We start from the raw sequence: 26,112 nt of genomic DNA on the forward strand, positions 1-26,112 counted from the left end.
TCATCTTCTTCAAGTTTTATTTTTGCCATGAATGAAGATACAGATGGGATTCAAAGCTTATAAATAGGACTCAAAATTAAGTTGCCACGACACTAGTTCACATACAGTAATTTTAAAAAAGGACAGAAGGCGCTTTTGAATTGTACAACCAATCCGAGTTTGGCAACCTCGAAAATTATCTGTTAGAAAAGAAATACAGTGAAAATACCAGCTGCGAACAAATCCCCGATGTTCATATATTTACTGGCACAGTTGAATATAAGAAACACAGGTTCAAGACTGTTTCTCTTTTTTTACTAAGCATTTTTGATGAAAAATTCCTTGAAATAATGAGCAAAATTTTCGTTCTTCTCTGTATAACCATAGCTCTGGTCACGACAATTAATTTCCTGGATAATGAAACTTTAGACTGGTTTTATATTCTGGGTATAATGGTATCCCTGGTTCCGCTTATTATCTCTTTATGTATACAAAATGTGCTGGAATATCATAAGGACACATTTTGTAGAAAATGTGGGAATAAGCTTGCCTGTGAGGAAATAGGCGAGCCAGTTATGAAGGAAAAAAGCAATTTCGGAGACTATACATTAACAGTTACGAGACACTGGAAGTGCAGATGCTGCGGGAATGTGGATACAAGGGAAGGACCTGAGAATATCTTTGCCGAAAAAGGGGAAATATTGCCCGCAATTTACCTGAAAGGTATTGAATGTAAAAAATGCAGCTTATCAGGCACAGTTGTAGAATTCCAGAAACCTGATATTAAAGAGATCGGGAATAAGAGAATAACCAGAAGATATTATAAATGTACTCTATGTGGCCATGAGAATATATGTGAAAGTGAAGAAACGATTAACCATAGCATTTATGCCCACGGTTCATGAAGAGTAAGTTTAAAAGCAGAAAAAGAACCATTTTTACCAGAGCCTGCCAGCTTATATCTCTGTAAAAGCACCGTAATCAAAAATGTAAATCGGAATTGCTGTTCTGCTGCCGGTTGCCCTTTATTCCTTAAAAAGGATTGACATCAATCCTTTCCAACAATTTTCAGGTTGCAGGAAGGATATCATGCTGTCATGAAAGAGATGCTATAATACTCATTCCCGACTTTTATTTCATAAGCCCCTTTTTCGTCAAGGAAATCAATTGTCCGTCTCCATTCCTCAGGATCCACACTAAAGTACTCTCCGGGGGATTCGACAGCTCTTTTCAATGCAGGATATTCATCCAGTTCCTCTTCTGTCACGATAACAAATTCATCAGGTGCAAACTCCAGTTTTTCGGCTCCCATAAATTTGGAATACTCATGGCTGAGAGCTCCGAGGGCAAAGAAAGCTACGGAGATCAGGAGAAGGGCTATAAAAGAAACGGCAAATGCTTTCAGGATAAAAACCGAAGACCTTTCCCTTGAAACTAACAGCCCTAATGCAAAGAGTACCCCATAAATCACGAACATAAGATAAATTGATGTTGGAGGATGAATTCCTCTCAGGGTATACCCACTCAGGAAAAAAGTAAATATCCCGATGAAAAAGAAAAGCAGATATTTAAAATTCTTATTTTCTGAATTAGTCATAAATATCCCTATAAAGTCATACTGTGTAAAATTATTCAATGCTTCCGATCTCCCAAAAAGCGAGAATACTGAAAAAAAGAATAAAATTGAAAAAATTCAGGGTTTAAAATAATAACTAAATAAATTAAGGCACTTTATTACAAACAAACTTAAGCACATACCTTAAATACAGATATTAAAGCACAGACCTTAAACAAAGACCTAAAGCACAGACCTTAAACAAAAACCTAAAGCACAGACCTTAAACAAAAACCTAAAGCACAGAACCTGAACACAGTTGAACCACAAAAATTAAAGTACATATCTCCAGCCGTCTTTTTTCAGGCTCTTCCTGTGTACTTCATAGCCAGGCATAAGTTCACCTACCAGTTTCCAGAACCGGGATGAGTGATTTTTTTCCTTTACATGGCAGAGTTCATGCACAACCACATACTCAAGCTGTTCGGGCGGAGCCATCATAAGCTGGAAATTAATCCTGAGGACATTGTCTGCAGAGCAGCTTCCCCAGCGCCTCTTCTGGTGTTTCACCTTAAAAGTTGGGGGAGCTATATTCAGTTTTTCCGAATAGGCTTTCAGGAGCCTTTCAACATCAGATTCGGCACAGTCCCGGTAAAAATCCCAGACAACCTTTTTTACAAGTACCGGCCTCAGCTCCTCAGGAACAGTTTCAGGAATAAAGACAGTAAGTTCAGACCCAGTGAAGGAAGCAAGGGATTTTTTGATTCCGTTCACAGACAGGATTTGCAGGGGGTATTCTCTGCCCAAATAGAGATACTTTTCACCGTCAGTATACCGCTTCTCCTGGTTGGGCAGCCTGTTAGCCTCAAACCAGTCAAGCTTTTCCCATACCCAGCCAGCCTTCTTTTGTACCATGTCCCTGATAGCCTCACGGCTAAGTCCATGAGGGGCTCGGAACTCTACCTTTAGGTCCGGGCGGACTACGATCGCTGCTTTCCGTCTCTTTTTGCTATAGACGATTTCGTAGTCTATTGTCCTGCCGCACTCTTTGATGCTATCGTTTTTTCTCATGGCTGGTTCTTCTCCCGAATTGCGCCCCGGGATCTCAGGAAATCGCAGATTTTCTGGGAGTTGCGATGTAATCGCAACAGTACGCGGTCCGTTTCAGCAGAGTTGCGACTCTGCAGTACGCTGCCCTTTTCGCTGCGCTCAAGAGGGCTAATCTATGGGTTTTAGCAGTGAGCTCAGCTCGCTCAAGAGGACTAATTAAAAATACTGGTACAACTTTCCTTTTTTCACTTCTTCAGTGTTTCGTCCTATTGGAAATTAGTGAAGGAATTGTGGAAATTGATTAATTGATTATGATTAATGCATGAAATATACTCTTTTTAAGTCTCTTTTTATCTTTTATTTCTTTCTGTTCTTTCATATGTGTATTGAACTTTCATATGTGTATTGAAAAGCGTTTTCCGGAGTCAAGGAGAGTACTAATCTGGCTGGCAGGTTGGCTACAGCCCTGTATGGCGCAGGGAAAAAGTCCATGAAGGATCATTTAGGGATATTCGGAAGTAATATCAACCAATCAATAAAGGACCACGCATTATTTATATTCGGCAAATTAAATTTCATTAACGATTTCATGAACCCCATTCAAGAACAAAAATCAACGGGAGCTATTCGAATGCAGTACAGCATGGGTATTGACGCAGGCGGGACATACACCGATTCGATCATCATCCGGGATTCCGATGGCAAGGTGATGGACTCGAACAAAGCTCTTACGACCTATCCGGACCTTCTTGCAGGAATTAAAAATTCCATTGATGGGCTGGATGAAAAATACTTAAAAGATGTGAATATGGTATCAGTCTCTACAACTCTTGCTACAAACACAATTCTTGAACAAAATGGCTATCCTGTAGGTTTAATCCTTGTAGGGGATTACGAGATCCCGGAAAATATGAATGCTGAGTTTTATACCGTGGTAAAAGGAGGGCACGACCACCACGGAGCTGAACTGTTTTCTCTTGATATGGAAGCAGTTGAGGCTTTTGTCGGAAAGGTAAAAGACCAGGTCTCGGCTTTTGCAGTTTCTTCATACTTTAGTATCCGGAACCCTGCACATGAGCTGGCAATCAAAACCCGCATTCAGGAACTTACGGGATTTCCTGTTGTGTGCGGGCACGAGCTTTCCCTTGACCTCGGAGCGTATGAAAGGGGGGTTACAGCTTACCTGAACGCCCAGCTAATCCCTATTGCAAGCCAGTTTATCCGTTCGATCCGGGAAGAGATCAAACGCAGGGGAATGACTGCCAGGCTGCTCATGCTCAAATGCGACGGTTCTGTAGTGGGCATCAATGAAGCCCTTGAAAAGCCCATAGAATCGATCTTTTCAGGCCCTGCTGCAAGCCTTGTAGGGGCATCCCACCTTTCAGGGCTTGGGACCTGTGCAGTCATAGACGTGGGAGGGACGAGTACGGATGTTTCCATGCTTGAAAACGGGCTTCCCGAACTCTGCTCGGAAGGGGCTGTGGTTGGGGGCTGGCAGACCAAGGTCAAGGCTATCCGTATGGAGACCTCGGCAATGGGAGGGGACAGCCACGTCTGGGTAAAGAGTATGAAAATCAATATAGGTCCAAGGAGAGTAATTCCACTCTGCGTTGCGGCTGTCAAATACCCTGGCTTTCTTGAAGTCCTGAGAAAAGGAAGAATCCCCGGAAACATGCACCTTGAAGAGAATGTGCAGCCCACAAAGTTTTTCATAAGGACAGGGGCAGAGGCTTCAAATCTTGGAAGTTTCGAGCAGGAACTATTTGACAGTATAGGAGATACCCCAACCTCCCTTAACGATATCTTCTGGGAGACCCGGAAAACTCTGTCCCCCGGACTGCTTGATTCCCTGATAAGAAAACGCCTTATCCAGGCAATTGGCTTTACCCCGACTGACGCCCTGCATGTGCTTGGAGAATACCGGGGCTGGGATGTGGAAGCCTCAATTGCCGGGGCAAAACTTCTCGAACGCTACACGCAAACAGACTATATTGAACTCTGCAAGCGCATAAAAAGGGATGTTGCAAAAAACATGGCATTAAACCTGATGTCTTTTGTCTTAAAAGACGTCTCCTCCCAGGAAATTGAAAAAATTATTCTTTCCGATAGGTTTGCACAGTTCAGGATGAAGATACCTGTCGTGCTTATAGGAGGGCCCGTAGTCGCCTATACCGGGGAACTAAAACAGATTCTTGATGCTGACATTATAGTCCCTCAGTACTCGGAAGTAGGAAACGCCGTCGGAGCCGTTGTCGGAAAGGGCATAAAAAGGATTGAAATCCTTATCCAGAGTACCTATTCAAAAGATCGAAAAAGGCTTGTCCTCCTCTTTTCCCCTCAGGGCAGGGAAACCTTCGGGAGCTATCCGGAAGCCCTGGAATATGCAGAATCCCTTGGAAGAAAACTTGTAATGGAATACATGACCGAGGCTGGTCTTGACAAAGGGCAGGTCCAGATTGAGATGAGTAGAAAAGATATTTCCCTGAGTGAGGCAGGCTCAATGCCCGTAGAATCAAAACTTGTTTTTGTCGGAGTCGGGATGCCGAAAGTCTGAGTTCCGGACAGTCTGAGTTCCGGACAGTCTCCGGAACATTTATATTTTCCCGCAATAATGCAGATATTGTGTCTTGGATTACAGTGATTCAAAAGTAAAGATAAAAAGACAGATGAATAGAAGCTTTGAGTTTGGAACTGTTCTTAATCTCAAGATTTGCTTTTGAGCTCGAAATTTATTCTTTAGCTACCCGTTTACTTCCGGATTCTGATTCTAAGAAATAGTTTCAGGAGGAAACTAACTGGAATTAAGGTATTTCCTTGATTTGAGCAGGAAGCTATGGAATGAAAAATAAATGACTTATGAATTATACAAAAATGACTTACGAATGACTCAGAGATTAAATCATATACGGGATCACAAAATGGCACCTTATGAGTGATCCGTAAAATATTAAAAATGTGTAAAAGGAGTTAAAAAATGGCATACAGTCTAGGCATCGATGCAGGCGGGACATATACCGATTCCATATTACTCAGGAACTCGGATGGAAAGGTTGTCGACTCAAACAAGGCACTCACAACATATCCCGACCTTCTTGAAGGAATTACGAATTCTATTGATGGGCTTGACCAGGAAAAGCTGAAGCTTGTGACCATAGTTTCGGTTTCCACAACCCTTGCAACCAATACCATCCTTGAAAAGACAGGATATCCTGTAGGGCTTGTTCTTGTAGGAGATTATGAAATCCCTGCTGATTCTGAAATTGAAAACTGCATAATGGTGCAGGGAGGACACAACAGCTATGGAGATGAGGTCGCAGCCCTCGACCTTTCCACAGTTGAAAGCTTTGTACTGAGGCTAAAGGGCAAGGTCTCGGCGTTTGCAGTCTCTTCATATTTCAGCGTCCGCAACCCTGAGCATGAACTGCGCATAAAAGCCCTGATCCAGGAACTTACAGGGCTTCCTGTTGTCTGCGGGCATGAACTTGCTCAGTCCCTGGGAGCCTATGAAAGAGGGGTTACAGCTTACCTGAATGCTCAGCTCCTGCCCGTAGCAGAGGGTTTCCTGAAGACCGTCGTAGGCGAGATCGAAAGGAGAGGGCTTGAATCCAGAATTGCAATGCTTCGCTGTGACGGGTCTGTCGTAAGCATGCACGAAGCCATGAAAAAGCCCATAGAGTCGGTCTTTTCCGGGCCTGCTGCAAGTCTTCTTGGGTCTTCCTACCTCTCAGGGCATGAGACCTGTGCTGTTATCGATGTCGGAGGGACAAGCACGGATGTCTCCCTTATCCATAAAGGACTTCCTTACCTCAGTGAAACCGGAGCTATTGTAGGAGGCTGGCAGACAAAAGTAAGGGCACTCAGGATGGAGACCTCGGCAATGGGAGGGGACAGCCATATCTGGGTCCAGGGCAGCAGGACAAACATAGGACCTCGAAGAGTTATTCCGCTCTGCAGGGCTGCTGTCCTCTACCCTTCGTTCATGAATACCCTGAAAAAGCGCTGGATTCCTGACAGGCTGAAAATGAATGAGCATATCCAGGCAACAAAATTCTTTGTAAGGACAAAACAAAAAGCTGTTGACCTGAGTCGGGAGGAAGAGGAGCTCCTTGCCCTTATAAGAAATGAACCGCTTTCCCTTAAAGACGTCTACTGGGACAGAAATATCCTTCCTTCTAAAAAAGTAATGGACTCCCTGATCCAGAAGCGGCTTGTCCAGGTTATTGGCTTTACCCCAACTGATGCTTTGCATGTCTTAGGGGAATATGCAGAATGGAATTCCGAAGCCTCGGAAATAGGGGCTACGCTGCTTGCAAACTTCACAGGAACCAGTAGGCAGGAGTTCTGTATAAACGTAAAGCAGCTTTTTGCCAGGAATATGGCAAGAGATCTTCTTTCCTTCCTTATGGAAGGAGTTGACAGGAATGAGATTGAGAAAATGCTCGAAGGCAAATTTTTCTCCCGCTTTAAGGTAGATATTCCTGTAGTACTTCTGGGAGGGCCGGTCAGAGCGTATGTGGATAACCTGAAAAATCTGGTTGATGCCGAAATAATTGTCCCGGAATACTCCGATGTAGGAAATGCGGTGGGAGCTCTTGTGGGAAAAGGGACAAAACGCGTTGAAATCACAGTCCGTACAACTTACAGTGAATCAAAGTATGACCTGAGGACAAAAGGGGTTTTTGTCTACACTCCTGTGGGAAGAAGGCATTTCGTCATAAGAAGTGAGGCTCTCGAGTTCGCTGAGGAGTTCGGAAGAAAGCTTGTTCTTGACTACATGGCTGAATCAGGGCTTTCTCCGGACCAGGTCACAATCACTGTAGAAAAGAAGGACATAAAGGTTCATACAGGCGATATTCCCCTTGAGACCAGGTTTATTTTCGAAGGAACCTCAAACTCAGATGTTTACGAGAAAGCGGTATCCGAGCATAAATAATTTTTACAAAGTTTTGATGAACCTTAAGGATAGGCATGATCTCAGGACTGCAACTCTGCAGAAGTGACTTCCATAGCTGATAATTGGACGTGAAAATAGGGGAAAGTTCATAAATCTCCTGTACATTTGGAACATGAAATATTGGTTATACGCCTAATCCTAATAGTTCACCTGACACTGCAGAAAAATTTTAAATCATTTATAACTAATTTATTTGTGTATTGGTTGCCCAAACAATGGAAAATCGCACAACAGATGTATGAAATATAGATACTTAAAGGAGTTAACATGATCCCTAGAAAAGCATTTTTGACAAAAGGTACCGGGGTCCATAAGGACAGATTAGCATCTTTTGAACTCGCACTGAGGGCTGCAAAAATAGAAAAATACAACCTTGTGAGCGTCTCAAGTATTCTACCTCCCAACTGTAAACTCGTACCTAAAGAAGAAGGCGTCTCAGAATTGAGGCCCGGTGCCATTGTCCATTGTGTTCTTGCGAGGAACGATACTAACGAGCCGCACCGCCTGATGGCATCAGCCATAGGAACTGCTGTACCTGTGAATGAGGATAACTACGGCTACATTTCAGAACACCACTCGTTTGGAGAAGAAGAAGTAATTGCCGGGGAATATGCTGAAGATCTGGCCGCAACGATGCTGGCAACAACTCTCGGCATAGAGTTTGATGCGGAGATGGCCTGGCATGAGAGAGAACAGGTGTACAAGGCAAGCGGACACATTTTTGATACCTTCCATATGTGCCAGACCGCAAAAGGAGACAAGGACGGAAATTGGACTACAGTAGTGGCTGCTATGGTCTTTGTTACAAGTAAATGTTGAAAAACCCACAAGAAGATGAATATTAAAGAAGATGAATATTAAAAGAAATTTAAGAAAATAAATTTAGAAGAAATTAAGGATATAGAGTTAAAAATACTCTGTAGAGTTAAAAATACTCTGTTTTTAAAAAAGGATAAGGGGAAGAAAATCAAAGCTTCCCCGGTCTAAAGGGCATGTAAGGCCTGGAAGAATCTTGCCCACATGTCCCTGAAATATTTTTCTGAAGCTCCTGGCCGGATTGGAGTGCTGTAACCAATAAGTGCAGCACCTGCAAGGATGAAAAGGCCCCCCTCAATTGTGTCAGGTTGCACAGTTTCTCCAAGGAGTATGCAGCAGAAACATATACTGCTCATCGGTTCAAGCATCCGAGAATATAGCTTTAATATAGTGTTCCTTTGCTTCATCAAAGCGCTCAAGCTTGAAGAGGAACAGGCTGTAGTTGTAGCGGGTGTTGATGTCTTCGGGATCCAGTTCCAGGGCTTCTTGGTACATGGCCTCAGCCTGCCGGAACATTCCTAGCCGTTTCAACAGGTTGGCGTAGTTGCAGAGCGTAGAGACGTGGCAGGGGTCTATTTCAAGGGTCTTTTTGTACTGGATTTCAGCTTCATGATACCGCCCAAGCTCAAAAAGGAGCTGCCCGTAATTAGCCCTGGTATCCGCATCCTCGGGTTTCAGCCTGAGGATAAGCCTGTACTGCATTGTCGCCTCCTCAGTACGGCCGGATTCCGAGAGCAGGTTGCCGTAGTTGCAGAGAGCACTTATGTGACCGGGGCTTACCTTCAAAACCTCTTTATAATGAACTTCAGCTTCCTCAACCTTTCCTTCCTCCTTGAGGAAATTGGCATAATTATAGTTGGCTGACACGTGCTCCGGCACCTGTTCAAGCACCTGTACGAACTGTTCTTCGGCCTCCTCTTTCCGCCCCAGTTCGGCAAGGAGGTTGGCATAGTTGCAGCGGGTGTTTGCATTTCCAGGGTCCAGTTCAAGCACTGTCCTGAACTCGCGTTCCGCTTCCTGCAGTTTCCCGAGCTCAAAAAAGAGGTTTCCATAGTTGCAGTGGGTGCTGACATGCCCCGGCTCAAGTTCAAGAGCCCGCTTGTACCGGCTCTCTGCTTCAAGTTTCCGTCCAAGCTCGGCAAGGATAATTCCCTGGTTGCAGAGCGAGTTGACGTGTCCGGGATCAAGTTTCAGGGCTTCATCGAATTCCTAAAGAGCGCTTTCCTTCCTCTCCATGAAATACGCAAGCACACCAGTAAGGAAATAAGCCTCAACCCGCTGTCCCCCTTCTCCCAGGAGGGCGCAAGCTTTCATGAACACGTATTCTTCCCTGAACATCCCCTTTGAGTCGCATATTTTTGCGATGTTCAGGAGATAATCGGGAGAAATCCCGTTTTTCCTTGAAAACTGGACTGCAAACTCAACTCCTGCACCGGGTTCGTTCTCATTTCTCCTGACCGATTCCACAACATCAAAAACAAGTTTATTGATCATGTCCAGATCCATAAAAATCAATTCTCCCAAAAATAATTCCCTGAGAAAAAGCTTCAGCTTCCTCCTTATTTATCCACGGTTTTCAGCCGATAAATACTTTATTATATAATTCGGACTAAAGGGAAAAGTTTTCAAAAAAGTTGTCCTGAAATGCAGTATATTTTTCCGAGAAATCAAAAGAAGAAGAGGAGAAGAATAAAAAAGTAAAAAAGAAGAATGAGAAGAAGAATGAGGAGAAAAAGTTAATGAAGAAGTTAAAGAAGAAGCTGTTTTTTAAAAAGGATAAGGAGAAGAAAATCAAAGCTTCCCCGGTCTAAGGGGCATGTAAGGCTGGAAGAATCTTGCCCACATGTCCCTGAAATACTTTTCTGAAGCTCCCAGCCGGATCGGGGCACTGTAACCTATAAGTGCAGCACCTGAAAGGATGAAGAGGCAGCCCCCAATTGTGTTTGGTTGCACAGGCTCTCCAAGGAGCATGCAGCAGAAACAGATACTGCTCACAGGCTCAAGCAGGGAGAGCACAGCTGCAGTTTGTGCTTTTATATGTATCACACCTCTCAGGTACAGAAGGGAGGCAAGAGCCGTAGCTATAAAACCTAGAGGTATTAGCAGCTTCAGGTTTACGAGCAGGATTGGCACCGATACAGAGACCCCGAAAGGCAGGAGCAGGATGAGGCTGACTGCTGTTGACCAGAACATCTGCTCGACAGCCGAATAGGTTTCCTTCAGGTAGTTCATGGTCATGATCGAACAGCCGTAAGAAAGCCCGGAAAGCAGCCCAAAAAGGATTCCTGTGATGTAGTTTCCATTTTCGGAACCTGTGCTCCCGGAAATATTTGAAGGATTGACAGCAAGCAGTATACCCGAGATAGACAGGGTAAGTGCAAGCATATCCCGAAGAGTTACGTGCTCTTTAAGGAGTAAAGGAGAGAGCAGTGTAACATATATTGGTGCTGTGTACAGGAGAAGCACAGCTACAGGAATGCCAGTATGTTTGATTGAGGAGAAATATGTAAACATCGTTACTGTGTTAAGAACTCCAAGCAAAAGCATATAGAATTTCTTCTGCTTCAGTTCAATTTTCTTTATCCCTCCGGACACTACAAGATACCCTAGAATGACTGCAAATCCGAAAAATAGCCGGTAAAACAGGATAGAACCTGCGTCCATAGCTCTGATCTCTTTTACAAATATACCTATCATCCCAAAAAGGATACAGGACGTGATAACTGCTGCAAATGGTTTGTTATTTTCTTTAACTGTTATGGGCATAATTGCCAGAGAGATATTAGAGCCAGGATATATAACTATTTGAAAATAATTAATTATGACAAATTATGAAAAATACGGGAGTTAAAAGAGGGTTGAAGCAAACAACTCAATATAAACTTAAAAAGAATGCTATATGCAAAAGGAATAAATATTCAATTAAAAAAGAAAAACTGTTTTAAACAGGGTTAATAAATTTGTTATTATCTTCATTTACTCTACAAAATAAATCATTTCATTGGGGTTGCGGGTCAGTTCGTTGCTTTCTATCCCGGACTGGATAAGTTTCTCTATTCTGTCCCAGGTGTTTTTGCGGGTTGTTTTAATCCCCAGTACCCTTGAGGTCTGGATAATCAGGTCTTCCATAGGGGTTGAATACTGGTTATTAAGGACAAAACGGACAGCCTCTTTTATTTCCTCATCGCAGATCCATTCAATCTTTGCATATGAATCAGCATCACGCCTGCGCAGGAGATATGCAGGTTCCGAGAGCGGCCAGTAAAATTCCCCTTTTGCCAGGATTTTTCCAGAATTTTCAGCCGCTGACATGGAGTCAAGTACTCTCTGTTTGATTTTGCCGAGCATGCGTGAGAGTCCTGTATGGGATTTTATCCTCTGGAGTATTTCCTCTGAGTGAACAGGACCTTCGCATTCCACAATTCTTACAATTGCCTCCTCGATCTGCTCATCGGAAACTTCAGAAAAGTCTCCTGACTGCGGAAGTCTGGAGGAGAGGCAGGTTTTGTAGGGAGGCACAAGAGCCTCCAGAGAATTCCCTTTCCCGGACAGTTTTTCATCTCCGTCTTTCATATTCTCGGGAGCATGAGGTTCGATGATTCCGGGGTCTTTAGTCTCAAGCCCTGATTTGATGTCGGTTTTTACCTTCGATTCGGTGTAAGATTCAGCTTTAGCTCCTGTTTCTGTTTCTGTTTCTGTTTCTGGTTCAGATTCAGAACTCCATTCCGGGTCAGGATAATCATCTTCTTCAGGATCTTCAGGTTCAAAGAAGCCTCCCGAGCCGTAGATGTAAGCAAACTCGTTAATCCTTTTGCTTTTTCGTTTCTTTTCCGGACCTGCACTGAAATCGATCTCCGGGTAAGCCTGGAAGAAGTTTATTCTTTCAGATTCAGGCTCAGGAATGGGATCTGATCCTCCGTCAATATCCGTTTCGAAATTAGAGCGTGGGTCAACACTGAATTTAAGAAGCTTTGATTTCTTTAACCTTCTGACAGGTTCCTTTCTGGAGTTTTCGTCAGCGAGAGTAGCCATGGACTCGGCTTTTAAAGTCATTTCAGGAAGGAAGTCCGGCCCTGAATAGGTTGAAAATCCTCCTTCAAGCGTGGGGAAAGCAGCAGTAAAGGATTCTTCATCTTCTGCTCCGTCTTCATACTCCACCTCGTCTTCCAGTTCCTCTTCATCTGCTTCTTTTACTTCCTCTTCGTCTGCTTTTTCTTTTTCTTTTTCTTCTTCTTCTTCATATGCCGCTTCAAAGGAAATCTGTTCAATAGATTTCTTATCAGGGGAATCTTCGACCAGGAACTCCATTTCAGATGAGTTTCCCGAAAGGTTTTCTGAAAGGAACTCGACTTCAGGGGAAACTTTTGTCGGGGATGCCGTTTCAAAGGGTCTTATTTCAGGCTCGTTAAAGTTTTTTACAGGCTCTTTAAAGGCTTTGCTTTCTAAAGGTGAAAACAGGCTTGCAGCAGGAACGGCTTTTACCTCATAAGTTCCGGCTATCTCATAAGTTGTGGCGACCTCATTAGTTTTGGCGGATTTTGCCCAGGCAGGAGGTTCGTTTATTATCACAACTTCGGGTTCAGGTTCGGATTTTGCCTGCAATTTTGCCTGTCTAACAGCTGCCTTTACGGTATCAAGCAGTTTTTCCCTGCAATCTTTCGGATGAAGGTACCAGTCCGTAGACCACACCCTGTAGATTTTCCAGCCCAGCCCTTCGAGGACCTGCTGGCGCAGGCGGTCGCGGTCTCTTGCAACAGGAGAAGAATGGTAGCTTGCCCCATCGCACTCGATCCCGAGCACGTACCTGCCCGGGTGGCGGGGGTCAGGGACTGCAAGGTCGAGCCTGTACCCGGCACATCCGATCTGCCTGTGCACCTCACACCCGTTTTCGGTCAGGAAATCGGAGACCGCTTCTTCGAAAGGAGAATCAAGCTCCTGCCTGCCGCATAACGGAGCCGGAAGGGTGCCGCTTTCGGCAAACTCAAGGAAGACTTTGAGGGCTTTGAGCCCGAAAGAGGAGTTTTCGTCAAGGGACAGGTCTCTTGAAGTAAAGTTGGAAAAGACAACGCATTTTTCCCTTGCCCTTGTGATAAGCACATTCAGACGCCTTTCTCCTCCTTCCCGGTTAAGAGGTCCGAAGTTCAGGGAAAGTTTCCGGTTATTATCAAAACCGAAACCCACACTCAGAAGAATGACATCCCTTTCGTCGCCCTGGATGGTTTCGAGGTTCTTTACGAAGAAGTGTTCACCCCTATCATTCCCTGAGTTAAGGTCAACGCCAGGGTTTGCTTTCAGGAGAACTTCGATCTCTTCCTGGATAGCCTCCTGCTGTTTTACATTGAAAGTGCCGACCCCCAGGCTTTTTCCAGGATACTTCTGGAAATGCTCGAACACTGCCCTGGCAACAGCTCTTGCCTCTATCCTGTTGGCTCCGCTCTTGCCCCGGTCATAAGCCGCATCAGGGAGGTGAACAAACTTCAGCCCCAGGCTTTCATCTTTCTGCATGGGGGAGGGGTAAACATAGAGGCGGTTGTCGTAAAACTCCTGGTTTGAAATCGCAATCAAGGACTCATGCCTGCTCCTGTAGTGCCAGCGCAGGGTCTTAACCGGGAAACTGCGCTTGCAGACATTCAGAATGCTTTCCATATCCCCTGCGGAAGCATAGTCATCAGGCTCGCTATCAGGAGAATCGACAACAGTATCGAAGAAGTCGGTTGGAGGAAGCTGTTTTGAGTCTCCCATTACCACTACCTGTTTTCCGCGCAGGAGTGCGCCGACAGCATCTTCGGGCCTGACCTGGCTTGCCTCGTCAAAGATGATCACATCAAACCTTGTACTTCTCGGGTCCAGGTACTGAGCAATGGAAAGCGGGCTCATCAGGAAGCAGGGCTTTATTTTCTGTATAAGGCTGCCTGCCTTTTTCATCAGGGTACGTATGGGCATGTGCCCGCGCTTGCGGTTGAATTCGTTGAGCAGAATTCCGGCTTCGGAAGCTCTTGATGCTCCCGAGGTCAGCCTGGGGGCCTGCTCATAAGCAGAACAGACAATCCTCTTCCTGTTCTCAAGCAGGACTTTTTTATCAAGCTCGGTGAATTTGCTTATCTTGCCTTCATGAAGTTCCCGGATAAAAGCAGAGAGTTCCGGCCTTTCCCTGAAAGCCCTGTGCAGCATGCTTTCGGCATAGTTTCCCTCAAAAGCCGGGATCAGGTCTTCTGATTCTATTTTTCCAGTTTCTATGTCCTCCATCATAGGGGAAGCAAGCGTTTCAAGGCAAGCCTGCCTGTATCCCAGGTACTGGCTCCAGAACACGAGGGAAGAAGTCTCATCTTTCCATCGGGTTACACGGGACTTTAACTGGCTGATTTTTACAGCTTCCATATCGTTTCCGAACATTTTCCCGAAATCTGCCCCTACAAGGGAGCCGAGTTCTTCCAGGGAGGAAAGAAAAGCCTGTTTTGCTGCCAGGACTTCATTTATAGCAGACTCAAGGGCTATTGAATCAACCCCGCCTCCTACCAGCCTGAACGACCTGTCAGTTAGAGTACCTTCCTTGAGATGCCTGCGGAAGGGGATCATCCACCTGCAGTGTTCTTCCAGGGAGGCGGGGTCGCTTTCAAGGCCCTTCCAGTACTCCCAGAATAACTTTTTGCCAGTTATCTCAGCGCCCTCAAGCTCCAGCCTGTGCGCCTTGCACTCGGAAACGCAGGCGAGGTCGAGAAGGATTTTGCTGTCTTTTGAAGGCGCCCCTGAGATATAGCAGGCTGAAATCTCCTTTTTTAGTTTCCTGTACCTGGAGTTTAAAATACTGAACAGCTTGCCGGATATGTCCTTAAACTCGGAGGTGTCAAGGTCAAAAACCGACGGGTGGAAAGTCCTGTCCACAAAAATTTTCAGTTCCCTATACTGCCTGACTTTTGAGACCAGGGCTTCAGCTTCGGATATTGAAGCCTCGGAGTCCCATTCAGGGTTCTGGAGTATTTTTTCAGGCAGGGGTTTTGATTTGCTTATAAGTTTTGCAGCTTCGGTTATGCCTGCAATATCTTGAAGTGTTTGGGGTTTTGATGTTGCAGAGAGGTCGTTAAGGGTTTTTATTGACTTCTCAAGGTTTTCAAAAGCAAAAGTGCATTCGTCTGCAATAGACCCGATTTCCCCCAGGTCAGAAGGCAGCACAAGCCCTGGCTCGCAGCCGTACCAGGGATTCTTCTTTACAGGCCCGAGAGCAGGAAGCACCTGCCCGATTTTTTCCAGAACCGATTCGGCTTCTACCCAGGCTCTGGTTTCCCACGTATCAGGGTCCTGAAACTTAAAATTGGGTATTTTCAGGCCATTTGACTCAAAGTAAGTCCGGGTCTTTTCCTTTACCCCGTAAAGTGCATAGAGGCTTGGGTAGATCTTTCCTGCAGGTTCTCCGAGTGTCCTTGCATACCCGTTGAGTTCCTGTTTAAGCTTTTCAAGTTCGTTAAGATCTCTCTCAGCGCTGATAGCAGGAGGTGCTGCACGGTTAAGGGCTTTTTCCAGCTCCTCAAGCACGGCTTTTTTCCTGGTCTGGTGGCTGTGGACCTCGAGGCAGAGCTCTCCCAGCCCCGAATTATCAAGCCTGTTCTTTACAACCTGAAGGGCAGCCATCTTTTCGCTCACAAAGAGCACGCTTTTGCCCTGGGCAAGCAGTTCTGCAATTGTGTTTGCAATGGTCTGGGACTTTCCTGTGCCAGGCGGCCCTTCCACAACAAGGTTTTTTCCGGCTTTCACGTCCTCGACGACTGCGATCTGCGAGGAGTCGGCATCCATTATATGGTAGGTATCTTTTGCCGAAAGCTTCAGGTCGACCTCCTCTTCCCGAAAACCCTGAATCTCGCACTCAGAATCTTCAGGGTTGAAGACCTTCTGGATCAGGGGGTGCTCTGCAGGAGACATGTCCTCAGGCCAGGTTGCAGGGTCCAGGTCTTTGTACATGACAAATTTCCTGAAGTTGAAAAGGTCAAGGCAGACTTCCGGAATGATCTTCCAGTCCGTTTTATCCCGGATTGCTCCGAGCACTGTCCTGAAGTATTCCTGTATCCCGAAAGCCTCCTCAGGCATTTCAAACTCAGGGACCTCGACCCCGAACTCTTTCATCTTCGCCTGAAGGGTAATAGAAGTGAAAATCTCGTCCCCGGTCCACTGGATGCTGAAGTTCCTTCCTTTCCCTATCCTCTTGAGTTCAACAGGAACAAGGACGAGGGGAGCCTTCGGGTTCTTTACCGAAGACTTGTTCTCACTCCACTGCAGAAAGCCCATTGCAAGATAAAGAACAGGATAACCCTGCTCTTCAAAAATAGAATTTGCCTGGTTATAAACGTAAAAAAGTTTCCGATCAAGAGTTTCGCTATCGTCGGGGGTCTCAAGAAACGGTTCGAAACGGGAGTTATGGGGTTTATTCTTTTCTTCGGAAACAGGGATTTTTCCTATTGTTTTCAGAAGCTTGCTTTCATTTTCCGCATCATCATCTTCCCCATTCCCCCCATTTTCGTTTTTCCCTCTTTTTCTGGGCCTGGTCTTTGCTGCCCTGAACTTCATTGATTTTTCCTGGAGAACAAAAAGGTCATAGACCTCCTCCGGGGTTCTGCCCGTAATTGAGATTGTCCTTCTCAGGGAAGGACGGTAATTGAGAAGGTTATTACGAAGAGATAGATCAAGCAAGTTTTGCCTTAGTGTTTCCAGTTCCTTAACTATGTCTACCATAAAATACCAGGTCCTTTTCAAATAAATCAATAAAATCTATTTATGATACAGATAAGAACACAGGATTTTTAATAAATTTTATAATGTTTTGCCGGAAAATAAGACTTCTGAACAGGGAGGAATTCTACTAAAAAGAAAACGAACTCCTCTTAAAGTCTCTTCAGGCTCTGAAATAATTCAATTCCGTAAATCCACGACTGTATAACATTAGTCACAGAGTATAAAATGTTTTTCTAAGAGGGTGTCTTAATATTAAATAATCCTTGTACCTTGATTATGGACCCTGATATTTTTAATTCGTCCGCTTGAGCGAGCTGAGCTCACTGCTAAAACCCATAGATTAGCCCTCTTGAGCGCAGCGAAAAGAGCAGCGTACTGCAGAGTCGCAACTCTGCTGAAACGGACCGCGTACTGTTGCGATTACATCGCAACTCCCTGAAAATCTTCTATTTTCTGTGATCCCAAGACGCAATTCGGGAAATAAAGCCTGTTATTTTGTAGCTTAGTCCTCTTGAGCGGAGCGAAAAGGACCGCGTCCTCCCGAGGCGCAATTCGGGCGAGGCGCGATTCGAGAGAGGCGAATTTTACCTTAGGCCTTGCTTTCTTTTTCCAGGCTCATAAGGAGAGAGCTTGCAAGAATAAGGACGCATCCGAGCAGGGTGGTCCTGGATACCGGGTCGTTTAAGATTAGATAGGCAAAAAAGATAGCACTTACGGGCTCAAGCAGGGAGATTATGCTCGCATTCTGGGCTTTTACATGCTCAAGCCCTGTGAAATAGAGAATGGAGCCGAGGGAGGTTATCATTACCCCGAGGAAGAGAAGGACAGGCAGGTTCTCAAGCAGGGCTGCGGGAGATATTTGCAGCATAAAGGGAAAAAGGATCACAAGGGTCACGCCTGTTGAGATAAAAAGCTGTTCCATGCCTGAATATTCGTCTCTGAGGTAGCGGGAGGTCAGAATAATGCAGGCATAGAAAAAACCTGAGAAAAGCCCCATCAGCACACCATAGAGATATCCTGATCCGGCTTCTGCCGTGCCGGAAACGAGACTCTCCGGACCCACAACCACCACCACACCTATAAGGGAGAGCGCAAGAGCAGCAAGGTTTTTTGTGCTGATTTTTTCTTTAAGGATGACAGGGGCAATCAGCAGGACATAAAGAGGGGCCGTATAAAGCAAAAGTACAGACATCGAGACGTTCGTAAAGTTTACAGCCGTGTAATAGGAAAGCATGACTCCGGCGTGCCAGGCCCCGAGCAACAAAAGGGCTTTTCTTTTTCCCCTCAGCTGTATCCCGGAGAGCTGTCCCGTGGCTGCCAGATAAACTGCAAGGGCAAGAAAACCTAAAAGGAGCTGGTAAAAAACAACAGGACCTGCACCCATGTTTTTTATGTACAGGAAAAATATTCCTGCAAACCCATAGATGACTGATGCGGCAACTACCTGGGCACTTGCTTTTATGTGCTTTTGCTCCATGACCTCTGCAAATAAGGGGTCCGCTTAAATAAGACTTTCCCGAGCACACTGAAGATATTCCGGGGCATTTCGGATGATCTCCAGAGCATGAAGGGCGGTTACAGGAAGGACGGCACATGAAGCGAGAAACAGGTACATCATGCCTTAATGCCGCACTATTTTCTGGTATGGTGTGTCAGTCTTCCTGCAAGGGATTCGGGTGGAAAAAACAAAAAATCAATTTTATAATTAAGTTGGGATAATATTAAATAATGTCAAAACAAAAATATCAATGGATAGGCGAGTGCGGAAAAAGAATTGTTAGAGGCGTGTTTGGGTTCATTTATCATCATCATTACATTACCCCAAACACGCCCACACCCTTTAATCCGCACACCTCCGTCCAGTGCGCCTTTTTTCTTTTACATCCCTCTTAATTCCTATTTTTTCCTTCTTCTCTTTTCTCTTCTTCTTCTCTTTTCTCTTCTTCTTCCTTTTTCACATCTTCTTCTTTCCTTTTGCCCGATTCTTTCCCTAAAAAACTCGCTCAGCAAACTTTTTTAGCTTCAGGCAAGTAAGAAATTTCATGTTTTAAGAAACCTCAGGCTGAGGCACCTTGTTCTTCACGCCAAGTACCCTTACAACAACCATGCTGATCTCAAAAAAGATTATCATGGGCACTGCAACCATTACCTGGCTGAGTACGTCTGGAGGGGTAATTACAGCTCCTATCACCAGGAAGACGATATAAATATGCTTGCGGTAGGTCACAAGGGTACTGTACTGTATAAAGCCGTTCCTGGTCAGGAAGGTGAGTACTATAGGAAGTTCGAATATCAGCCCGAAAAGAGCTGTGCCTGCAGCTGCAAACGAAATGAACTTGAAGATCGAGTAGGTAGCAGTTACCCCTGAACCTGCTGCGTTCAGGTAGAGATAGTCCAGAAAGAGGGGTAGCATGAAGAAGTAAGCATACGAAGCCCCGAGGGCAAACATTACGAGAGCAGCCGCGCTCAGGAGTACAAACTGGTTTTTTCCGACCTGTATCGGATTTCTGATCGAAAAACGCCTCGATACAGCCCGGTAAGCATAGAATGCAATCACAGGAATGGCAAAGAGCAGCCCTACTATAAATGAGAGCTTGAGCTTCAGCATCATTACTTCAAGAGGGGATATGTACACCAGCTTTGCACCCTCAGGCAGGAGGTCCTCTTTCATCCTCTCAATCAGTGGACCTGTAAACTGGAAAGAAAGAGCAACGCCTGCAAAAAGGACTGCAGCAACTACAATCAATTTCTTTCGCAGGGTCAGCAGGATTACACTTAAGTTTTCAATTGCTTCAGACATATGGAGTACCTATCCGGCAAATAATATGAACTGGTTATCTTTCAGGAACTGGTTATCTTTCAGGAACTGATTATTTCGTTATATGTTTTGTTATGCTTGGGATGGCAAATACAAGATTCCAGATCAAAGCATAATATTTCAAGCTTTGTGTTTTTCGGTATTATATTGTAGCTATAAGGCTACTGTAACTGTAACGGATAATGGGGATATCCGAATAAATACTGTAAATATTGATGACGGTAAATATATATCATGGATATATGGTTTTAGAGTATCCCTACTTCAGAATATCCAGAGCATGCGGGATATCATCGAGGTCTGGGATATAAATGTAATCAGATGTTCCGATATTAATATATTTATTAAAATGCAGTGTAAGACAGAGAAACCAGATCGCAAACTCAACAGAAAAACAGATAATAACAGATAAAAACCATGACCTCTCATAATACCGGAAACCAGCTCCCTGATACAGGAAACAAAATTAACGGAAACGCTTGTTCTTCCGGAGTTCCCGGGGATATAGAAGAACCCCTTATGGCTCACCTGTATGAGTTCAGGAACCGGCTTGCTGTAGTCTTTGTCTGGCTCTTTCTGGCTATGCTGGTCGCATACCCCTTCTCTGAAAAAGGGATGATGCTTGTCTGGAAAGAATTCATAAGCCCGGGACTGGATATGGCAGTATATTCGCCTCTTGAATGGATCTTTGCCCGCCTCAAGCTCTGCCTGGTCTTTGCACTTGCAGTATCAATTCCGCAATTCTTCTATCAGCTCTACAGGTTTGCAGGGAAAGGGCTTTATCCGCATGAGAAGCGCTTTTTCCTGAAAGTTGTCCCTGTATCTTTTCTCCTGTTTATCCTGGGAGCTGCCCTGGGCTATTTCATTGTCCTGCCTGTGATGTTCAGGTACGTTATCTTTTACTCAGGGGATGTGGCTTCAGCCCAGCTTTCCGTGCAAAACACCTTCTCAGCCGTGACCACAATACTTGCAGGCTTCGGAATTGTGTTCCAGGCTCCCCTTCTTGTAATATTTGCCGTGAAAATGGGGCTTGTAAAGTATCAAACCCTTAAGAAACAGCGTATACTGGTCTATAGCGCAATTGTAACGCTATCCCTATTCCTTTCGCCGGACCCGACTTTCATTGCCCAGATATTGGTCGCGCTTCTGCTTGTAGTCCTCTTTGAGTTCAGCCTGCTACTGGTCAGGTTGTTTTAAGGCGAGTTTGGGAATTTAACGTAGTCTGTCAGGTCAAAAAAGCATAAATATAAAAAATAAACAGACAGTTGATTCCGCGTAAAACCTGCCTTCCCTGCTTGTTGCAAGAATTTTTATATTTGATCGTCGATAATAGCCGACAATGATAGGTTCCACTGAAGTGCTTGCAATCCTGATCGCTGCGCTTTTTCTCTTTGGGCCAAGGAAGCTCCCCGAACTTGCACGGTCTCTTGGAAGTGCGGTAGGAGAGTTCAAGAAAGCACAGAGAGCCGCTGAACTGGAGCTCACGACCTTCGATTCATATACCAGAAAAACTGAATCTGGGGCCGTTTCCGGGGTAAAAGAGGATGAAATGGATATAAAAAATGAAGCCCCGAAAACTAAAACCAGGACAGACCAGAGCCTTAAAAATTCACTGGAAGCCAGATCTTCCATTCCAGATATAGAAAATCACGAAGCTTCCGATACCAATGGAAAAATCCCGGAATAATAAAGCTTACTGTATATGGGTTCAAAGCTTCAGTTATTGACTATATGCAAAAATAGAATAAGTTCTTAAGAGTTGGCATAATAAACAAGTAAATATACAACTAAATAAATAATTAATTTAATAAATAACTAAATAACTAAATATATAAAAATACGACAAATAATAACTATAAAATAAAAGGTTTATATAGTAGAAGTAAATCCTCATTCTCTGCTAAACAGCAGTTTTTCAGAATAATTTTTGTTCTACTAAAAGTATTATAATCTACTTAATTTACTGATAAACTTAAAAACACCAGAAAAAAGGTAAAGATTCGAGGTATAGATATGTTTGGCGGGGTAGGTCCCACAGAACTGATACTTATATTAGCAGTAGTTATGCTCCTGTTTGGGGCAAGCAAACTCCCTGAACTTGCACGGTCCATGGGAAGTTCGGTGGGAGAATTCAAAAAAGCCCAGAAAGAATCCGAACAGAACCTGAAGGATTTTGAGAAATCCTTAAAGGAACCCGTAGCTCCAAAGACCAAGGTACAGGAAACTGCTGAGAAGCTTGGGCTTGACATAAAAGGCAAGACTGACGACCAGCTGCTTGAAGAGATCCAGAGATCCGCAGAGAAGCCAAAAGAGGTCTCAGAACCCTGAAAGCGCTCGAAAAATAAAATTTTCTTTTTTCATATCATTTCATTTTTTTAATTAATTTCTCGGAATTTCTTTTTATTGTCTTTCTAATTCTGCAGTATCCGTGTTGAAGATCAAAGGTAATCCGGAGGTCCCCTGTGACAGAGTTGATCAGTGAAGTTGATAGAGATGATAACTTTCTTGGACTGCGCCCGAGGGAGGACTTTTACTCGGGAAACCACATCCACAGGGCCTCCCATCTAATCCTGCTGAATACAGAAAACAAAATGCTTATCCAGAAAAGGGCATCTCAAAAGAAATGGTATCCGAACCGTTACACATACTCCGTAAGCGGCACTGTCGCAGACGAATCCTACGAGACCTGCATTGCGCGGGAGATGCTTGAGGAAATAGGAATCTCAGTCCCTTTCGGAAAATTGTTCAAAATCCCCTGCATCTTCGAAAACAAAGGAGCCTACCATACGGTATTTTCAGGCAGATGTTCGGAAGAAACAGCAAGCCTTATCCGGCATGATCCTGAGGAAGCCGTTTCAGTTGAGTGGGTGGAACTTGAAGACCTGCACAGGGCTGTTAAAATCGAACCTGACAAATATACGCCTTCCCTGAGGGCAGGGATAATAAAAATCTTTGAAGAAGGGTGCGGAAAATACCTTTTCTGACATTTAAGAGGACTAAAAAAGGACTAAAATTACAATATTTCTGATCCGTACAACCTTATTCGCTTTATCACGTCTTTTTTGTCCCGCTCGACGCAGGAGAGCGGTCTTTCCCAAAAAGACGAAAAGGAAGAAAAAAGGTATAATAAATGCGGTTGAGGGCTCTTTTGAGTTAGAACGAGAACCCGACAGCTCAAATCTGCATAAATTTCGGTCTAAGTTCTCTTTCAAATCTGTTTTTTCTGCTTTTTTTGTAGAGACGCCAGACAAGCTTGCGGGGGCGCTTATATTTACCTTGTAAATCGGAAATCGGTTTTTGGAAGTTAGGGAACGTATTCTCTCAGCCCAGGGAGCATTTCTTCAGCATATAGCCCCTCTTAATTGCGGTGCCTATTTTCTCGCTTTTTTCTTGTGAGCAGGCCAGCCATAACCCCCCGCGGAGCAGGGAGAGATAACCAATATATTTCATTCGGGATTCCGGAATAGATAAATCAGTTAATCAGGAACCGCTTTCAATATTCATCTTCATCTAATACCTGTTTTGAGCCCGCATACTCTCCAATGATAGGGATATTCTCCCCGCACACGGGACAGGTCTTTTCAGGAGTGATTTCGTACTTTTCGATATCAAAAAAACCGCGAGAGATCAACACTTTACCGCAGTTCGGGCAGAAGGTATTGTTGTATTCCTGCCCCGGGACATTCCCTACATAAACATACTTCATTCCTTCTTCAGTTGCGATCTTATGGGCGGTCACGAGGGTCTCTACAGGTGTCGGATAGAGGTCCTGCATCTGGTACTGGGGGTGGAAGCGCGTGAAGTGGAGGGGAGTATCAGGCCCGAGGTTTTTGTAGATCCATTTCGAAAGTTCCCGGAGCTCTTCGAGAGAGTCATTGTGTTTCGGGATGATGAGGGTCGTGATTTCCACATGAATCCCGAGCTCCTTTGCAAGGATGGAGGACTCAAGCACTGGAGCCAGTTTTGCGCTGGCAACGTCATGATAGAACTTTTCAGTGAAAGCCTTGATGTCGATGTTGGCAGCATCCAGCCGGGGGGCAATGTGCCTGAGGGCTTCCGGGGTCATGTAGCCGTTGGTCACGTAGACGGTCGCAAGGCCTGCGTCCTTTGCCAGCTTTGCGCTTTCGTATGTGTACTCATGCCAGATCGTGGGCTCGTTGTAGGTCCAGGCAACTGACCTCGAACCAGAAATAAGTGCCCTTTCCACCAGCTCTTCCGGAAGGATATCTGTTGTGTAAGAGTCTTCCACGCAGGTCTGGGAAATGGTCCAGTTCTGGCAGTGCTTGCAGCGGAAGTTGCATCCGACAGTCCCCACTGAGTATGCATAAGACCCCGGATAAAAATGATAAAGCGGCTTTTTTTCTATAGGGTCCACAGCTTCGCTGGAAACCGTACCGTAAATAAGAGAATAAAGATTACCTCCCCGGTTTTCCCTGACCCTGCAAAATCCCCTCTTTCCCGGGGCGATTTTGCACCTGTGGGCGCAGAGCCCGCAATGTACTTTATCAGCTTCGAGTTTCTCGTAGAACATGGCTTCTTTTATCACAACAATCCCCATAGAATGATTGTTTTTTTGGGTAATAACGGTTATTGTTATAGATTTTATTCAGTCCGGTGCGGGAAAACAGGTAGGCTCTTTGATTTGTTCCAATCAGGATTTTTGAGTTATCCGGTTTTCCTGCCGGAAAATACGTGCTTCATGAAATTCGAAACAGGTTCATTAACAATTATCCCTAACGGGACTACGGTGTCCATATCAAAAAAGTGTTTTCTTCAAGTTCCATGCTTAAGCCGATATCGGCATTTTCAAGCCTGTAAGTAGCCTCCCAGCGGCGGAAAAAAATTGCAGGGGAATTACTATGCTTACCCTGCAAAATTCAGTCTACTTTCCAGGCAAACACGATCCTTGACCCGTCCTTCATGTCAAGGGCCCGGAAGACTTCAAGCCCGTAGCTGCCCAGCATCTCTATATATTCGGTAAAGGGGACGCTGTTTTCAAAACTGTATCCTGATCCTCCTTTTTTTACGTCTTCAAAAGTCCAGAGGTTCCAGTCAAGGCTGAGAAGAGGGCTGGATTTCATTTTTTCATCCGGGACCTGCCTGGTCACAAAAACGCCTCCGGGGGTCAGGGCTTCGGAAATCTTCGGGATAAGGGAAGGCACTTTTCCTCCGGGATTAAAGGACGAAAATATAACATCGTATCCGCCTCCGATTTCATCATTAAAAAAGTCCCCGGGAATTATATCCACTCTTGAAGCTCCATACTTTTCTATGAAATCTTTTGTCTTTTGCGTAACAGGCGGGAGGTCGAAAACAAAAGCCTGAAGGTTCTCATTCAATTTTGCAAAAGCGATTGCATAGAGTCCGTGTCCTCCCCCGAGGTCAAGCAGCTTTTTGACATTTGTAAAATCCACATTTTCCTGGACAACCCGGACCGTTTCCTGAAGCAGCCCACAGCGAGCGTTTTCAGCCATACATTGGACGACCTCCCCGAAAAAAGGCCCTTTCTCGACAATCTCAGGTCCAGTCTTCATAATCTGCGGAAGGCGGACCCAGAGTTCAACATTCCTGAGCCTTTCGGCAAGGTAATGCTGCTGAGAAAACGGAGAGCTTTCCAGAAGATACGTTGCACTGAGTTCCGAGACCAGGTACACTGCCCCACCATTTTTTTCTCCGGGATCAGGGTTTTTGCCCTCAGATCCAGCTTCGGATTCGCCTTCGTTTTTTTCCTCCATCTGCGCATTTTCCTCTTCCTCATGTGCCCCTTCCTCAAACCTGTCAAGGAACCCTAGATTGTGGAGGGACTCGCAAAAGTGGGGCATAAGCACAGGATCACAGCCAAGTTTTTTAGCCAGGACTCCTGCTGATAAGGGGACTTTAAGAGCTTCAAACACTCCAAGCTCAAAAGCCGCAGCAATGAGCTTGCACTCTCTCAGACCCTGGACAGAGGAATCAACAAGCTTGAATAATCGGTCGGCATCTACTACAGGCTTTTGCATTAGGTCAACAGATGTTTCAGTTTCTTTCTCGGTTCTATTTTCTGTGCTGCCTTTCACTTCATTTCCCATATGTCTCTCCTCCTCTTAAATATGGTCTGTCCTTACTATTAGATATCTCTCTGATAAGCTCATAAATTATACAGTCACAAAGCAAATTGAACCATTAGAGCAGCAGGAGACTGCTTTAAGTGTTTATATTTTAAGACACCCATTTAAGGCC

The 26,112-nt window shown here is 44.8% G+C and carries 19 protein-coding genes; 8 read left to right on the forward strand and 11 right to left on the reverse strand.

Going from position 1 to position 26,112, the window contains the following annotated elements:
• Positions 1-140 precede the first annotated feature (140 nt).
• Positions 141-884 carry a hypothetical protein gene (locus EO93_RS15005; protein ID WP_048163379.1) on the forward strand — a complete coding sequence of 248 codons (744 nt, stop codon included), beginning with the start codon at positions 141-143 and terminating at the stop codon, positions 882-884.
• A gap of 182 nt (positions 885-1,066) precedes the next feature.
• Here the strand turns inward: EO93_RS15005 and EO93_RS15010 are convergent, their stop codons facing one another.
• Together EO93_RS15010 and EO93_RS15015 are read right to left on the reverse strand one after the other, a co-directional pair.
• The gene (locus EO93_RS15010) at positions 1,067-1,576 is read right to left on the reverse strand and encodes a hypothetical protein (RefSeq protein WP_048163380.1); all 510 of its coding nucleotides are present in this window, start codon (positions 1,574-1,576) and stop codon (positions 1,067-1,069) included.
• 291 nt (positions 1,577-1,867) lie between these two features.
• Positions 1,868-2,605, reverse strand: coding sequence for a M48 family metallopeptidase (locus EO93_RS15015; protein WP_048163382.1), 738 nt, complete (start codon positions 2,603-2,605; stop codon positions 1,868-1,870).
• Positions 2,606-3,215: 610 nt separating this feature from the next.
• Between EO93_RS15015 and EO93_RS15020 the strand changes: the two genes are divergently transcribed.
• The 3 genes from EO93_RS15020 to EO93_RS15030 all read left to right on the forward strand — a co-directional run bounded on the left by EO93_RS15020 (position 3,216) and on the right by EO93_RS15030 (position 8,357).
• The gene (locus EO93_RS15020) at positions 3,216-5,138 is read left to right on the forward strand and encodes a hydantoinase/oxoprolinase N-terminal domain-containing protein (RefSeq protein WP_048163384.1); all 1,923 of its coding nucleotides are present in this window, start codon (positions 3,216-3,218) and stop codon (positions 5,136-5,138) included.
• 420 nt (positions 5,139-5,558) lie between these two features.
• Positions 5,559-7,517 carry a hydantoinase/oxoprolinase N-terminal domain-containing protein gene (locus tag EO93_RS15025; protein WP_048163385.1) on the forward strand — a complete coding sequence of 653 codons (1,959 nt, stop codon included), beginning with the start codon at positions 5,559-5,561 and terminating at the stop codon, positions 7,515-7,517.
• A gap of 288 nt (positions 7,518-7,805) precedes the next feature.
• Positions 7,806-8,357 (forward strand): pyruvoyl-dependent arginine decarboxylase, encoded by a 552-nt coding sequence (locus EO93_RS15030; RefSeq protein ID WP_048134946.1) that lies wholly within the window; start codon positions 7,806-7,808, stop codon positions 8,355-8,357.
• 164 nt (positions 8,358-8,521) lie between these two features.
• Here the strand turns inward: EO93_RS15030 and EO93_RS15035 are convergent, their stop codons facing one another.
• The 7 genes from EO93_RS15035 to tatC (EO93_RS15065) all read right to left on the reverse strand — a co-directional run bounded on the left by EO93_RS15035 (position 8,522) and on the right by tatC (EO93_RS15065) (position 19,875).
• Positions 8,522-8,668, reverse strand: a complete 147-nt coding sequence (locus EO93_RS15035; RefSeq protein WP_235284292.1) for a hypothetical protein — start codon at positions 8,666-8,668, stop codon at positions 8,522-8,524.
• Positions 8,669-8,714: 46 nt separating this feature from the next.
• The gene (locus tag EO93_RS18325) at positions 8,715-9,548 is read right to left on the reverse strand and encodes a tetratricopeptide repeat protein (protein WP_342764214.1); all 834 of its coding nucleotides are present in this window, start codon (positions 9,546-9,548) and stop codon (positions 8,715-8,717) included.
• Positions 9,549-9,563: 15 nt separating this feature from the next.
• Complete coding sequence (locus EO93_RS18335) at positions 9,564-9,860, reverse strand: hypothetical protein (RefSeq protein WP_235282996.1); 297 nt, start codon at positions 9,858-9,860, stop codon at positions 9,564-9,566.
• A 285-nt stretch (positions 9,861-10,145) separates the two neighbouring features.
• Positions 10,146-11,120: a DMT family transporter gene (locus EO93_RS15050; protein WP_048163388.1), complete on the reverse strand. Its 975-nt coding sequence runs from the start codon at positions 11,118-11,120 to the stop codon at positions 10,146-10,148.
• A 210-nt stretch (positions 11,121-11,330) separates the two neighbouring features.
• Positions 11,331-17,075, reverse strand: coding sequence for a DUF3320 domain-containing protein (locus tag EO93_RS15055; protein WP_048163390.1), 5,745 nt, complete (start codon positions 17,073-17,075; stop codon positions 11,331-11,333).
• Positions 17,076-17,664: 589 nt separating this feature from the next.
• Positions 17,665-18,552 (reverse strand): DMT family transporter, encoded by an 888-nt coding sequence (locus tag EO93_RS17060; protein WP_082106031.1) that lies wholly within the window; start codon positions 18,550-18,552, stop codon positions 17,665-17,667.
• A gap of 570 nt (positions 18,553-19,122) precedes the next feature.
• On the reverse strand, positions 19,123-19,875 hold the full coding sequence (tatC, locus tag EO93_RS15065; RefSeq protein ID WP_048134953.1) for a Sec-independent protein translocase TatC: 753 nt from the start codon (positions 19,873-19,875) through the stop codon (positions 19,123-19,125).
• A 435-nt stretch (positions 19,876-20,310) separates the two neighbouring features.
• On the opposite strand from tatC (EO93_RS15065), the gene tatC (EO93_RS15075) reads away from it, so the two are divergent.
• From tatC (EO93_RS15075) to EO93_RS15090, 4 genes are all read left to right on the forward strand, one after another.
• Complete coding sequence (gene tatC / locus EO93_RS15075) at positions 20,311-21,090, forward strand: twin-arginine translocase subunit TatC (RefSeq protein ID WP_048134956.1); 780 nt, start codon at positions 20,311-20,313, stop codon at positions 21,088-21,090.
• Positions 21,091-21,232: 142 nt separating this feature from the next.
• Positions 21,233-21,580: a twin-arginine translocase TatA/TatE family subunit gene (locus tag EO93_RS18705; RefSeq protein WP_048163392.1), complete on the forward strand. Its 348-nt coding sequence runs from the start codon at positions 21,233-21,235 to the stop codon at positions 21,578-21,580.
• Positions 21,581-21,906: 326 nt separating this feature from the next.
• Complete coding sequence (locus EO93_RS15085) at positions 21,907-22,221, forward strand: twin-arginine translocase TatA/TatE family subunit (protein ID WP_048131740.1); 315 nt, start codon at positions 21,907-21,909, stop codon at positions 22,219-22,221.
• A gap of 134 nt (positions 22,222-22,355) precedes the next feature.
• Complete coding sequence (locus tag EO93_RS15090; RefSeq protein ID WP_235284294.1) at positions 22,356-22,877, forward strand: Nudix hydrolase; 522 nt, start codon at positions 22,356-22,358, stop codon at positions 22,875-22,877.
• Positions 22,878-23,386: 509 nt separating this feature from the next.
• Here the strand turns inward: EO93_RS15090 and amrS are convergent.
• Positions 23,387-24,451 carry an AmmeMemoRadiSam system radical SAM enzyme gene (gene amrS, locus EO93_RS15095; RefSeq protein ID WP_048131742.1) on the reverse strand — a complete coding sequence of 355 codons (1,065 nt, stop codon included), beginning with the start codon at positions 24,449-24,451 and terminating at the stop codon, positions 23,387-23,389.
• A 319-nt stretch (positions 24,452-24,770) separates the two neighbouring features.
• Entirely contained in the window at positions 24,771-25,961 is a 1,191-nt protein-coding gene (locus tag EO93_RS15100) for a methyltransferase (protein WP_048163393.1), read from the reverse strand.
• Between the last annotated feature and the right edge of the window lie 151 nt (positions 25,962-26,112).

The organism is Methanosarcina sp. 1.H.A.2.2, from assembly GCF_000979975.1.
GTDB lineage: Archaea > Halobacteriota > Methanosarcinia > Methanosarcinales > Methanosarcinaceae > Methanosarcina.

Excerpts from the sequence above, each read along its gene's own strand:
- EO93_RS15010 (WP_048163380.1), bottom strand. The coding sequence starts at position 1,576 with ATGACTAATTCAGAAAATAAGAATTTTAAATATCTGCTTTTCTTTTTC.
- EO93_RS15015 (WP_048163382.1), bottom strand. The coding sequence starts at position 2,605 with ATGAGAAAAAACGATAGCATCAAAGAGTGCGGCAGGACAATAGACTAC.
- EO93_RS15020 (WP_048163384.1), top strand. The coding sequence starts at position 3,216 with ATGCAGTACAGCATGGGTATTGACGCAGGCGGGACATACACCGATTCG.
- EO93_RS15025 (WP_048163385.1), top strand. The coding sequence starts at position 5,559 with ATGGCATACAGTCTAGGCATCGATGCAGGCGGGACATATACCGATTCC.
- EO93_RS15030 (WP_048134946.1), top strand. The coding sequence starts at position 7,806 with ATGATCCCTAGAAAAGCATTTTTGACAAAAGGTACCGGGGTCCATAAG.
- EO93_RS18335 (WP_235282996.1), bottom strand. The coding sequence starts at position 9,860 with ATGGATCTGGACATGATCAATAAACTTGTTTTTGATGTTGTGGAATCG.
- EO93_RS15050 (WP_048163388.1), bottom strand. The coding sequence starts at position 11,120 with ATGCCCATAACAGTTAAAGAAAATAACAAACCATTTGCAGCAGTTATC.
- EO93_RS15055 (WP_048163390.1), bottom strand. The coding sequence starts at position 17,075 with ATGGTAGACATAGTTAAGGAACTGGAAACACTAAGGCAAAACTTGCTT.
- EO93_RS17060 (WP_082106031.1), bottom strand. The coding sequence starts at position 18,552 with ATGGAGCAAAAGCACATAAAAGCAAGTGCCCAGGTAGTTGCCGCATCA.
- tatC (WP_048134953.1), bottom strand. The coding sequence starts at position 19,875 with ATGTCTGAAGCAATTGAAAACTTAAGTGTAATCCTGCTGACCCTGCGA.
- tatC (WP_048134956.1), top strand. The coding sequence starts at position 20,311 with ATGACCTCTCATAATACCGGAAACCAGCTCCCTGATACAGGAAACAAA.
- EO93_RS18705 (WP_048163392.1), top strand. The coding sequence starts at position 21,233 with ATGATAGGTTCCACTGAAGTGCTTGCAATCCTGATCGCTGCGCTTTTT.
- EO93_RS15085 (WP_048131740.1), top strand. The coding sequence starts at position 21,907 with ATGTTTGGCGGGGTAGGTCCCACAGAACTGATACTTATATTAGCAGTA.
- amrS (WP_048131742.1), bottom strand. The coding sequence starts at position 24,451 with ATGGGGATTGTTGTGATAAAAGAAGCCATGTTCTACGAGAAACTCGAA.
- EO93_RS15100 (WP_048163393.1), bottom strand. The coding sequence starts at position 25,961 with ATGGGAAATGAAGTGAAAGGCAGCACAGAAAATAGAACCGAGAAAGAA.